Raw genomic sequence first — 12563 nt, forward strand, 5'->3', positions numbered from 1 at the left:
TAAGAATAGAGTAGCTCTTGCACTGAGAGAACTAGGTCGCATTGAAAAGAGCATTTTTATGATAGATTATATTACAGATAGTGAGCTACGGCGAAGGATCACTCATGGACTAAATAAGACAGAAGCGATTAATGCTTTAGCTAGAGAACTATTTTTTGGGCGACGCGGAAAATTTATGGAGCGCGATATTCGCCGACAACTTCAAAGTGCTAGTGCGCTTAATGTGTTAATAAATGCAATAAGTATATGGAACGCCGTCTACTTACAAGCAGCTTATAATTATCTCGTCAAAATAGATCCCGAAGTAACTAAGTATATGAAGCATGTATCTCCTATTAATTGGGAGCATATCACTTTTCTTGGAGAGTATAAATTTGACTTGTTATCTATTCCTAAACACTTAAGAGAATTGAATATAAAAAATAAATAGGCCTTGAAACATTGGTTTAGTGGGAATTTGTACCCCTTATCGATACAAATTCCCACTAAGCGCTCGGGACCCCTACAAAACGTTGAAGGCCAGTTGAGCAAAGCGAAACCAGTTATTCGTCTTTTGAGGTTTGGCCACATTCCTGGTATGAACAATTATTCGTATTTAAATAGTGATTTTTTTTATTTTCATCTATATATCCTATTTAAGCCTGTAAGAGCGAACGTTGAAATCTTTTCATTGCATAACTACCGATCAATATTTGTTAAAATGGCTTAGAATTGCTTTCTCATCACTATAATTATCATTAATAATTGAATATAGAATAACCCCCAAAAAAAGATTTTCAGGGGTGGGGTTTTATTTACTTACTAATTTTATCGATGCAAACTTTCCCAGTTTCATCAAGCAAAGGTGTAATTCCTCCTCTATGGCTCTCTAAATAATTAACACCAGTAACTGTATCAACTACAATTTTATATCCTGATTGAGTTAAAGATTCACTTTCTTTTTCAATGAAACGTTCTTTTTTATTTGGCTTCTCCGTTTTAACCGGAGAGTTAAAAAGTTGTTGTTCTTTCACATGATTATATGGATCAACTCCAAAGCGTATTACATCTAATTTTCTGTCGAGATAAAAAGGTAAACCATTTTTATTAACTGGCATAAATATTCTCCTTACTTCTTCTAACTTTTTTTGTTTTGCCTATCTGCTATCCTTTTGTCTTGTTTCATATTTCCTGCAAAAAAAGCAATTCCTACTGCACCTGAAGAAAAGACAAATTCTAAAGCTGACCAACGAAACAGTACCGTCAAAATTAAGATAATAAATATTGCGATCACTAAAACAGCGTCTTTTGTTCCAAAATTCAAATACCCAAAATTCATTAAACTCTCCACCTTTTTTAAATTATTGAAAGCACACTATCACACTATCAAAAATCTTTTTTACTTTTTCAATCGTTTTGAGCTACTTCATTTATTTTTTCATCAATTGCGATATAATTGCCTTGATACAATTTGTATTCTTTATTGCAGCTATCACATTTATACTGATTATACTTTCCTAGTTCTCTTTTAGCTAATTGACCGCAGTCACAATCAATAAAAGTAACTATATTACTTTTGTTCCATGTGCTGATTTCGATCCCCCAATGATCATATGTTTTTCGAACTACCATTTGTTATCCTCCTTATAACTATATTCTTTAATCATATCTTTGAATTCTTGTTTTGTTTTAGGGTTCGTTCGTATGACTTCTTCAGCTAATTCTAAAAATACCTTTTCAACTTTTTCAGTCATAGTATCAAAGATAATCATTGGATTTTCTTCTTTCTTCATCCGATTCCTATATCTTTGAAAGTTCGCTGAATAGAGTCGCCCATTTGACATCATCTCAATCCCATAACCTGTTACTAAAGGATTCTTCAACAACTGAATAATTTTCTCTCTATTTTCCATAATAACTACTCCTGAATTATTTCTCATTAAGTAACTGTTCTTCCTTTGCTTGTTTCTTGATTCTTTTGAGAGTAGACAAAGAAATACCTGTTTTTCGTTCCACTTCTCGCATGCTGTTTGTTTCCATTAGCTCTAGTGCATGTTTGTATTTATCATTTAGAACTCTTTTCGGACGTCCTTCTCGATAATTTTTATTGTTCGCTCGATGCCACTGTTTCCCTTCTTGCGTTCTCGTCACGATTAAATCTCTTTCAAATTGCGCAAAGCTACCCAGCATATTCATCATTAACGTTTGCATAGAGTCCTTCTTATCAGGTTCAAACGTTAAGTGATCATCTAAAAAAGAAATAGTCACCCCTTTATGATTTAATGCAGAAATGATTGAATTTAAATCGACGATACTTCTGGCCAACCGATCAATTTTTGTCACCAAAACTTTATCGCCAGCTTTTACAATTGAAAGCAGCTCTTCTAATTCTTTTCTTCCTTCTTTTTTTGTACCTGTATATTTCTCACTAAAAATTTTTTCTGCTCCAGCTTCTTCTAATTTTCGAATTTGGGTTTTGTAATCTTGATTGCTGGTGCTGACTCGTGAATACCCATAAATGGCCAATTTTCCCTCACCTTTTCTGAACATAAGTTTTTGACACTTGATAATTCCAAGTATAGCACGAAAAAACAAAGAGGTCAAAAACTTAAAAGTTTTTGACCTCTTTGGTTTTTATGTGAAATTGTTCAGTCGAAGGATAATTATGTATATACTTTATTTTTTTAATATGTTATACTATGTATAAACAATGAGAGGTGAATAAAATGGTAATGTTATCAATAAAAAAATGGGGCAATAGTAACGGTCTTAGACTTCCTAAATCTGTGATGGAATATCTCCAAATTCATACAGAAGATAAAGTGAAAATAACACAGGAGGAATCGAATGGTAAAAAACGATTAATTATTGAAGCTGTGGATTCTGATAATGATTTAACAATTGAACAATTGTTTGAAAATTATAAAGAAGAGAAGGTGCATGTAACTATTCAAGATTTAGGAAATGCGGTAGGAAATGAAAAATGGTAAAAGTTCCTCATCAAGGTGATATTTTATTGTTGAATACGGCTCCTAGATCAGGACATGAACAAACAGGTAAGAGACCGTATATTGTTTTAAGTCATGATATTATTGCAGATTACAGCAATGTTGTTATTGTAGCTCCTATATCAAGTACAAAAAGAAACTATCCTTTATATGTTTCTATTAATCCTTCTTACGGAATGAAAACATCAGGTAAAGTATTATTAGATCAATTAACCACCATCGATTATGAGGCTAGACAATGCGTGTTTTTAGAAACAGCACACGAAAAATTAATCGATGAATTATTGCTAAAAGTTAGAACCGTATTTCAAAAAGTAAATAAAACAAATAAATTTTAACTAATAAAAAGGCGAAAAAACGAACAAGTCAAAAGTTTCCGACTTGTTCGTTTTTTTCTATCGATTAAATGCTCCCACCAGAAAGTAATGATACAGGTAAAATATAATCCTTACTTATCTTTTCTCCCTTAATCTTTTTCAACAAAACATCAACAATTAGTTTTGCAAGTTCATCAATAGGTTGTTTAATTGTGGTCAATTGTGAAAAAAATTGTTCAATAAATGATGTTCCATCGTAACCAATAATTTTCACATCTTCTGGAATATTTAAGTTGAGTTTTTTTACAATTTTCATAGTAAGAATAGCAGTTAAATCATCTGAAATAAAAATGCCATCTGGTTTATTAGTTGAAATAATCGATTTAATTTCCATCTCTCGACGAATTGTAGACAAACTATTAGGAACTTTAAAGACTTTTCCTTCTGGAATTTGGAAAGAAAATCCTAAAGCACGTAAACCTGTAGGAGAATCTGTATTATCATTTCCAGTAATCATAATAATATTTTGACAACCATTTTTCCGTAAAACGCTTGCTGCCAATTTACCACCTTCAAAATTATCTGATGCGATGATAGGAACATTTGGTGCTAAATTTCTATCAAAAGCAATAATTGGTGCTTGAACACGCTCATAGTCAGCAATCCCAAGATTATGACTAGAAGAAATAATACCGTCGACTTGATTTGCTTCAAGCATTTCAAGATATTCACGTTCTTTTCCAGGATCATTTTCGCTATTACAAATAATTGTTTTATATCCTTGATTAAATAATTCTATTTCAAGGTATTCAATGAGTTCCGCATAGAATATGTTACTAATATTAGGGAAAATGAGACCTATAAGTTGAGGTGATTTTCCTTGTAAGCCTCGTGCTAAATTATTTGGTTTGTATCCTAAAATTTTCATAGCTTCATGAACGTTTTTTTTAGTTTTTTCTGACAAATAGCCTTTGTTATTAATGACACGAGATACAGTTGTCGGACTAACTCCAGCTAATTCAGCTACATCTGTTAATTTTGCTCCCATATTAATATTCCAATTCAAAGTATTTTCCAATAGGTTTCCCTGATTTTATTTGAATCCCATTTTGGTCCTTCTCAGGAAATACACGACTGGTAAATACTTTCTCTCCTTTATTAATAAAAATCTCAATGATTGAATTATCTACAAAAATATTAGCAATTGTTTCTTCAGTATCTATTAAGCATTCACGAGTCATACCAAAATCAATTGCATATTGAATTCCTGCTTTACTCCGATCTAAAATAACTTTTCCTTCTTTAGTATCAACTATTAAGCTGAGTCCATTCCCTTTATCATCAGCAAAAAGAAGTAATTCTGATTTCTGATTAGCCGGAAAAGTCACTTCCAGTTCATAAGTATTACTTGTTTCTATTTTTGACGTAAAATCTTCACAACTAGTTCGCAGTGTTTTAATAGCATCTACAGGGTATTGATAAAGTTTTCCATTATTGATAGAAAGCTCCTTAACAAGACTCATTGCGCCTTGATAATCATACTTATCTGTTGGATATTCAACATCAGGAAGCCCAATCCAACTAACAATTAAAGTACGTCCATCAGGAGAATTAAATCCTTGTGTTGCATAAACATCAAACCCATAATCAAGATTTTTAATTTTAGAAGAACCCACAAGTTTCGCAGTTCTTTCATCAAAACTTTGACAAATTTTATAAGTATTCGGATAAATATTATCATAACTAAGTTCTGATTTATCAAGACCCTGAGGACAATAAATCAGAATTGGTGTATCATTTACAAATAAAAGATTAGGGCACTCTATCATGTATTCTGAACCACTACTACAAAAATCAAGATTTCCTACTTCTGACCACTTTTCAACACTGTTACCTACAGCTTTATAAAGCTTAATAACTCCTCTTTTTTCAAGACTTTGTCCTCCAACAATTGCATAAAATTGACCTTTATAATCAAAAATTTGCGGATCTCTAAAATGATCTGTTACGTCCTCAGGTTTGTTAATAAAGACATCCTCACACTTAGTAATATTGTAACTTCTATCCATCCATGCTCCCAATTGAAATGAATCACGTCTCCAATTTTTATCACGAACATTTCCTGTATATAATAAAAGTAATTTGCCATCTACTTCATATGCTGATCCAGAATATGCTCCATGACTATCGTATTTTGTATCTGGAAGAAGCTCTGTTCCTGTTATATTAAAATGAACTAAATCATCTGACTCAGCATGCACCCATTTTTTTAACCCGTGTGCCGCTCCAAATGGCCAATTTTGGTAAAAAAGAGTGAATTTTCCATTAAAAAAAGAGAACCCATTCGGATCGTTAAGCAACCCTGTTTTAGGTTCAATATGATAGCTAGCATGCCAAGGAGATTGCTTAATATTTTCTTTTATTTTTGTAATCTCATCTTTACTCCATTCAGAATAAGCGCGATATCGTATTTCTCGAGATAATTCCATATTTTACTCCTTCAAAGTATCTTTTTATAACTAATATAGTAAACGTTTTCTCTATAAAAATCAATCATTCTATCTAAAAATAAAAAAAATATGATAAACGTTTGACATGTTCATGAAATATGCTAAAATAAACATAAATTAAAAAAAGCGCTTTCTCAGAAAGAGAAATATGATAAAAGGAGTTGTTCATATGGACTATGCTAAACTAGCTTCCGACATAATTCTAGCAGTTGGAAAAGATAATCTTATCGCTGCTGCACACTGTGCAACACGTCTTCGTCTCGTACTAAAGGATAATACAAAAGTTAATCAAAAAGCTTTGGATGAAAACCCAAATGTAAAAGGTACCTTTAAAATTGATGGTCAGTATCAGGTTATTATTGGTGCTGGTGACGTTAATTTTGTCTATGATGAACTTATAAAAAAAACTGGCCTTTCAGAGCTTTCAACAGACGACTTGAAACAAATAGTTGATAAAAATAAAAAATTCAATCCAATTATGGCATTAATTAAACTACTATCAGAAATTTTCGTACCAATTATTCCTGCACTTGTTGCAGGTGGTTTATTAATGGCTCTACGAAATTTTTTAACTGCCGCGGGTCTTTTTGGACCAAAATCAATCGAAGAAATGTATCCTGCAATTAAAGGAATTTCCTCTATGATTCAGCTTATGTCAGCTGCACCATTTATGTTTTTACCAATTCTAGTTGGTATTTCCGCTGCTAAACGTTTTGGAGCAAACCAATTTCTAGGTGCTGCAATTGGTATGATTATGACAACTCCAGACCTTGGTGGAGCCACTGAATATTGGAATATTTTTGGATACCATGTTGCACAAACAAACTATGCCTACCAAGTAATTCCGGTATTAGCTTCCGTATATCTTTTGTCAATATTGGAAAAATATTTTCATAAAAAACTTCCTTCATCTATTGATTTTACATTCACACCATTATTATCCGTAATAATTACTGGATTCTTAACTTTCACAGTTATTGGTCCCACAATGTTATTACTATCTAATGGAATCACAGATGCTATTGTTTGGTTATATAATGCAACTGGGTTCATAGGAATGGGGATCTTTGGTGGAACATATTCACTCATTGTTATGACTGGTCTTCATCAGTCATTTCCTGCAATCGAAACACAGTTACTTTCAGCATGGACAAATGGTATCGGACATGGGGATTTTATCTTTGTAGTTGCTTCCATGGCAAATGTAGCTCAAGGTGCTGCAACATTTGCTATTTGGTTTTTAACTAAAAATTCTAAAACAAAGAGTCTGGCTTCTTCTGCTGGATTATCAGCACTTCTTGGTATTACTGAACCAGCATTGTTTGGAGTAAACTTAAAATACCGTTTCCCGTTTTTCTGTGCTCTAATTGGTTCAGGTATTGCTGCAGCGATAACAGGTCTACTTAAAGTTGTTGCTGTATCACTCGGTTCAGCTGGATTTCTTGGGTTCCTTTCAATCAACGCAACTTCTATCCCCTTTTACTTGCTATGTGAATTAATAAGTTTTTCAGTTACTTTTGCAATTACTTATTTCTATGGTAGAACAAGATCTTCCAGTATCTTTGCAGCAGAAGCAATTGCTGAACAAACATCAGTTGATACTTCAGAAATAAATACAAATCAAATAGCAAATGCTGATGAACCTACAACAGTAGAAACGATTGTTAGTCCTCTTGCTGGTGAAATAACTACTCTTGGTTCAGTTAATGACCCAGTATTTTCTTCAGAATCTATAGGAAAAGGGATTGCTATTAAACCAAATGGGAACACTATATATTCTCCAGTAGATGGTATTGTCCAAGTCGTATTTGAAACTGGGCACGCTTATGGCCTCAAATCAAATACTGGTGCTGAAATATTAATTCATGTTGGTATTGACACAGTATCATTGAATGGTAAAGGATTCACTAAAAAAGTTGGTGCTAAACAAAAAGTAAAAAAGGGAGAGGTTCTTGGAACATTTGACAGCACAGTAATTACAAATTCAGGACTTGATGATACAACAATGGTTATTGTAACAAACTCTAAAGATTATTCAGAAGTTATTCCTATAACTAAAAATATAGTTACTGAAGGTGCAGCCTTATTGACAATTAAATAGCTTATTAAAAGTTAATAGACTCTCTATACAAAGAGAGTCTATATTTTTATTATAGTTAATTATAACTATTCTAAGCTAATTAATTTGACATAAAACCAAGTAGAAAGATAACATTCTTTATCTAATTCAGTTATATATCACTTTTTTTGCAGGTGCTTCAACAGTTAAGATTTCAATAGAAACTGGACTATTTTCTAATATACCCTCTTCTTTTGCATGTTTCCTACATAAATTATTTTTTGTAGATAGTACTCCTATGTCCTATTGAAAATATTTGTATTATAATTTCTGAATCACAAATATTAGCCAATATTCGATAATTTCCAATTCTGTAACGCCATTCACCACTTCTATTTCCAGTCAAGCCTTTTCCATGTTGACGAGGATCAGTAGTTCCTTCTAAGTTTTTTCTAATCCAAGCTACTATTATTCTTGCCTGATTTTTATCCATTTTTTTTAATTGTTTCTGCGCTTGTGGCATATATACAACTTTATATTTCATTTAGTAAATTCTCCATTTCCTCTTGAGAAATACCAATCTCTTTTTTCTCTTTGGAAATTTCTATTGCGTTCCGTAAGGTTTTTAAATCAATTTCATCTTCAATTTTATCTAATACAGCTTTTCGATAAAGTTCAGTTAATGAAGAATTATGAGCTTTTGCATATTCTAACACAAGTTCTTTCTCATCCTCAGGAATTCTAAATGTAATTGTTGATTGAGACATCTTATTACCTCCATTCGCACTTTGTAATAACATTGTATTAAAAACAAGGGATTTTGTCAATACAATGTTATTATAAATGTGATGATTACTCCAATATATAGAATAAAACATGAACTATATTTCAAATGATACTAAAATTAAGGTTTATGTCATTGTTTCAAATGTATCTAAATACTTTTCGACAAACCTTTCACTGAGTAAATCAAATTGTAAAAGTAACTTTTGGCACTGCACCTCCAGTGCCTTTTCGTCCAAATGATAATCTATTAATTGAGAATATAATTTTTTAGTTTCTTTAATAATAAGCAGTATATTATCAAATGTTAATACCTTTACACCCTCAGCAAAAGAAGCTTTTGTTGCTATTTTATCTTGATGAACACTAACTGGTAACGCTTCGATATCAGGAAACTTAGTTTTAAACCATCTTTCTGCTATAAGAAGTTGCCCATGTTCTTCTTTTCTAAAAGCATTATGTTCTTTTTTTCGACTTTTAGCTTCAATAATGATTCCTTTTTTCTCATTAATCAGCCATAATACATCTGGACCTATTCCATCATCATCAAATCTTTCTGATATAAAGCCTAAATAATCACCTAATTTTTTTAATGCTTCTTCAAATTGATTTGCACTAGAAGTAGAAGTAATTAATGATTCGATTTCATCAATATTACTTAAAATTCCTCGTGGGCTTCTAAATTCTTTATATTTTTTTACTATCATTTTAGATTGATCGGACGGCACTTTTAGTTGAGGATATTCATCATTTGAATTAGTGATTCTAAATAAATTTTTATTATTAAAGTACGCTTGCTTTTGATACTCTTCAAATGTTACTTTATCCTTAAATACATATGCCATTCTTGCACAAAACTGTTGTAACCAACCTTTTTCATATTGATTCATCGATTCATTTTGCTCTAAATAACTATTAATTTTAACAATAGCCTTATCTAGACAGTCCATATCCCACAAATCTACAATTACTCGTTCAATTCTAGCAAATGATGAATCTTTTTTTACAATATGATCTTGATCAATATACTCTACCAACTCTTCAGAATGATAATTTGTCCATCCACTATCTCTATTTAAACTTTGCTTTATAACATCCAATAAATCTGAAACACTTTTAACTTCTTGACTAACTATTTTTCCCATTTCGATTTGAGCTTTGGTGGCACTAGTAAAATAAGAAAAATTATTTTCCATACTAACCCATGTTGTTAAATCTTTTCCTATAAGTACGTCTATACAATAATCAGAAGCTCCTCTAGCTCCCCTTCCTAAGCCTTGCTCAATCCTTTGCGTCATCATTCTTGTAATTGAATCACCACCCATTAAGGCTGCTGCTCGAAAAATCTCATAACTTGAAGTTCCTATTGGCATACCATCCATTATTAAAAGTCGGCAAGCATCACCTGGTAAATCAATTCCATCATATCTATTTGAAAAAACGACCGGGCCAAATTCAATCTTTTTTTGCATTTTATTTACAATATTATTTACTTCTTCAGATCCATGAGGAAAAATAACATCTGATTCCCAACGACTTGATTTTTCATCTGACGGAGCAATTACAACGGCTCCATATTCATTTTCAACAACATAATTAAGTAATTTAAAGGAATCTTTTAAATCATCAAACGGAAAATCCATCAATCCTGGTATTAATATCATTCTTTCACTTATTCCTGCAACAGAACTAGAGGTTAACGGGTTATTTACAGCACTTTCCGAAACATTAAATGTTCTTATAATATCACTGTCATCTGAGATAGTAGCAGACATATAAATTTTACGTTTGGCATTCTTAAATGTAGGGAATATATCCAGTAGTGGTTGAATGAGTGTTATTGTAAATTTACTTTTACTAATAAATGCATGACACATAGATAAACGATCTCTAATTAATGGCCAAGAAAAAACATCTTTTTCTTTTACTTTAGAACTTACATATGTCATAGATTCTATGAATTCCCAATAAGGTACTTCCAAAACCATATCTTCTTTGCCATCAATAACTTCATCAAAAGTTCCTTGTTTTCCAATTTCAATAAAGCTTTTTCTAAAATGAGAACAAAGTTCTAAATACAATTTTTCATCTTCAGCTTTACTTATTTCTAAAGTAAAACTATCCCTAATAACTGGTAATGCTGCATGTGCATCATCAAAAATAATTGTAGAAACATATTGAATTGAAGTTTTCCCTTGAACCCCAAATTTACTTTTACCATTAAATAATGCTGAATAAGTTGCTATCATAATAGCCTTTCCATTGACAAATTCTTGTGATAATGGTTCTCCTTTTTCATATTTTACTACAGACATTCCTAACTCTTTAGCTTTTTCAAAAGTTTGATTTACTAGTTGGGTAGTAGGAGTCAAGTACAACACTGGTTCTTTTAGCTCGTTCATTGTAGATTGAGCAATCAACAAGCCAACCATTGTTTTTCCACCACCCGTATGCAATTTTATAATATTATCTTTTTGATCTTTGTTTTTAAACCAAGCATTTAAAACTTCCGATTGACTGGAATAAAGATCATTTATTCCTTCAGGTTTTGGTATTCTTCTAAAAATTTCAATTGGATCGATAACATCTTGTTTTTTTTCTATTTTTTTAAGTTTACTAAAATCAACCATTTTTAAGCTCCTTTACTGATTTTCTTAGAAATAATTATATTATTTATTTCTAATATTGTCATTTAATATTATGTTTATATGTTTCTATTGATTTTTTTACGGAATGAAAGCATCAAGTAAAGTATTATTGGATTAATTAACTACCATCGATTATACAACTAGACAATGCATGTTTTTAGAAACAGCGCATGAAAAAGGGAAAAACAAATAGTCTCGATTGTCTAATTAGGATACCGTTAAAATTGACACAAAGCATTTACTAGTGAATAGCATAAGCAAACTACTTTCATAAAAACGTACAAAAAAGGCAACAATTTTTGTTGCCTTTTTCTTTATGTCTCCTAATCTAAAATTTTTATATTATACTAGTTACTCTTCTTCATCTGTAAATTTTGCTGGGTAGAATATTTTTTCCCGCTCTTCTTTATTGGATAACTTGTCAATTGGTTCAAAAAAAATATATCCCTTTTTCCAACTAACTTTGTACTTGCTAGGATCTCCTTTTTCTGTATAAATCCCATCAACCAAATCATACTCGCTAATTATTATAGGCTCTTTATGATACTTTTCGGGATATACTCCTTGTTTTCTAATACCTTTCTGAAAAGAATTTACTTCTCCAGACCCATTTGAAACCCATAAATATGCTTCTAGATCTTCTTTGGTTACTACCCCTTCACCAGAAACAGACAATGTTTCAAAATATTTTTTATCCCTTTCTTTTTCTCTTTCTTGTACAGTTTCTATTATGGGATTATTTTCTGATTCATCTACCTTATACACAAAAAATAAAAAAAAGATAATGTAGATATGACCAATACCCCTATCAAATATTTTTTATTTACCATAATTTTAGCCAAATCTTAAATGTTGAAGATTCCAAGCAGACAGCCAAACTGTTGATACTTTCCATTTGCCATCATCACCTTTAAATCTAGTTTCGAATAATCTCCAATAATAACCTTGACTATCCCCAAAAAAAATAAAAAATTAACTATGCTACTGGATATTATATCCAGTAGCATAGTTAATTTTTTATAATGAATGCTTTTTTGTCAATACTTTTTTATATAACACATTTTAATTCACTAAAAATTTTATCGTCTTGAATTGATCATCCTTCTAAACTAAAATTTCAACTCTTTGGATCATGCTTTTACGGACGATTATCCACTCAAACGTTTTATAATCATTCATTCTAGTATATACTGTTTAATATAATCTCATCGCTAATAGAAAAAACAAAAGTTTTTGACTCATCGGTTTAATTTATGATA

General features: G+C 31.3%; 15 protein-coding genes. 4 read left to right on the forward strand and 11 right to left on the reverse strand.

Going from position 1 to position 12563, the window contains the following annotated elements; genetic code table 11:
* Positions 1-430: Tn3 family transposase (locus KQI94_RS13650; RefSeq protein WP_029765384.1), on the forward strand; the 430-nt coding region annotated here is incomplete at its 5' end.
* A gap of 364 nt (positions 431-794) precedes the next feature.
* On the opposite strand, the gene KQI94_RS13655 is transcribed toward KQI94_RS13650, so the two are convergent.
* The 5 genes from KQI94_RS13655 to KQI94_RS13675 form a co-directional block, all read right to left on the reverse strand.
* Positions 795-1097: a DUF6440 family protein gene (locus KQI94_RS13655; protein WP_002360675.1), complete on the reverse strand. Its 303-nt coding sequence runs from the start codon at positions 1095-1097 to the stop codon at positions 795-797.
* A 20-nt stretch (positions 1098-1117) separates the two neighbouring features.
* On the reverse strand, positions 1118-1318 hold the full coding sequence (locus KQI94_RS13660) for a hypothetical protein (protein ID WP_002390466.1): 201 nt from the start codon (positions 1316-1318) through the stop codon (positions 1118-1120).
* A 68-nt stretch (positions 1319-1386) separates the two neighbouring features.
* Complete coding sequence (gene uvrC, locus KQI94_RS13665) at positions 1387-1611, reverse strand: ultraviolet resistance protein UvrA repressor UvrC (RefSeq protein WP_002358271.1); 225 nt, start codon at positions 1609-1611, stop codon at positions 1387-1389.
* A complete protein-coding gene (locus KQI94_RS13670) occupies positions 1605-1919 on the reverse strand; it encodes a hypothetical protein (RefSeq protein WP_002390465.1) in 315 nt (104 codons plus the stop codon). The genes uvrC and KQI94_RS13670 overlap by 7 nt, the downstream gene beginning before the upstream one ends.
* The gene (locus KQI94_RS13675; RefSeq protein ID WP_002367819.1) at positions 1909-2529 is read right to left on the reverse strand and encodes a recombinase family protein; all 621 of its coding nucleotides are present in this window, start codon (positions 2527-2529) and stop codon (positions 1909-1911) included. Before KQI94_RS13675 ends, KQI94_RS13670 begins: the two co-directional genes overlap by 11 nt.
* 176 nt (positions 2530-2705) lie before the next feature.
* Here KQI94_RS13675 and KQI94_RS13680 point away from each other — a divergent pair, with 176 nt between their 5' ends.
* Positions 2706-2969: a PbsX family transcriptional regulator gene (locus KQI94_RS13680; protein WP_000245205.1), complete on the forward strand. Its 264-nt coding sequence runs from the start codon at positions 2706-2708 to the stop codon at positions 2967-2969.
* On the forward strand, positions 2963-3325 hold the full coding sequence (locus tag KQI94_RS13685) for a type II toxin-antitoxin system PemK/MazF family toxin (RefSeq protein WP_000241511.1): 363 nt from the start codon (positions 2963-2965) through the stop codon (positions 3323-3325). Before KQI94_RS13680 ends, KQI94_RS13685 begins: the two co-directional genes overlap by 7 nt.
* A gap of 64 nt (positions 3326-3389) precedes the next feature.
* Here KQI94_RS13685 and KQI94_RS13690 read toward each other — a convergent pair whose 3' ends face one another.
* Together KQI94_RS13690 and KQI94_RS13695 are read right to left on the reverse strand one after the other, a co-directional pair.
* Positions 3390-4352, reverse strand: coding sequence for a LacI family DNA-binding transcriptional regulator (locus KQI94_RS13690; protein WP_002369755.1), 963 nt, complete (start codon positions 4350-4352; stop codon positions 3390-3392).
* A 1-nt stretch (position 4353) separates the two neighbouring features.
* Positions 4354-5793 carry a sucrose-6-phosphate hydrolase gene (locus KQI94_RS13695; protein WP_002367771.1) on the reverse strand — a complete coding sequence of 480 codons (1440 nt, stop codon included), beginning with the start codon at positions 5791-5793 and terminating at the stop codon, positions 4354-4356.
* 190 nt (positions 5794-5983) lie between these two features.
* Here KQI94_RS13695 and KQI94_RS13700 point away from each other — a divergent pair, with 190 nt between their 5' ends.
* The gene (locus KQI94_RS13700) at positions 5984-7915 is read left to right on the forward strand and encodes a sucrose-specific PTS transporter subunit IIBC (RefSeq protein ID WP_002367772.1); all 1932 of its coding nucleotides are present in this window, start codon (positions 5984-5986) and stop codon (positions 7913-7915) included.
* Between the two features lie 232 nt (positions 7916-8147).
* Here KQI94_RS13700 and KQI94_RS13705 read toward each other — a convergent pair whose 3' ends face one another.
* From KQI94_RS13705 to KQI94_RS13720, 4 genes are all read right to left on the reverse strand, one after another.
* A complete protein-coding gene (locus KQI94_RS13705; protein ID WP_000875953.1) occupies positions 8148-8417 on the reverse strand; it encodes a type II toxin-antitoxin system RelE/ParE family toxin in 270 nt (89 codons plus the stop codon).
* A complete protein-coding gene (locus KQI94_RS13710) occupies positions 8407-8640 on the reverse strand; it encodes a DUF6290 family protein (protein ID WP_000083634.1) in 234 nt (77 codons plus the stop codon). The genes KQI94_RS13705 and KQI94_RS13710 overlap by 11 nt, the downstream gene beginning before the upstream one ends.
* Before the next feature lie 144 nt (positions 8641-8784).
* Complete coding sequence (locus KQI94_RS13715) at positions 8785-11286, reverse strand: DEAD/DEAH box helicase (RefSeq protein WP_002367775.1); 2502 nt, start codon at positions 11284-11286, stop codon at positions 8785-8787.
* Between the two features lie 369 nt (positions 11287-11655).
* Positions 11656-12069: a hypothetical protein gene (locus KQI94_RS13720; RefSeq protein ID WP_002367777.1), complete on the reverse strand. Its 414-nt coding sequence runs from the start codon at positions 12067-12069 to the stop codon at positions 11656-11658.
* Positions 12070-12563 lie beyond the last annotated feature (494 nt).

Source organism: Enterococcus sp. S183_ASV_20 (assembly GCF_018919685.1).
Taxonomy (GTDB): Bacteria; Bacillota; Bacilli; order Lactobacillales; family Enterococcaceae; genus Enterococcus; species Enterococcus faecalis.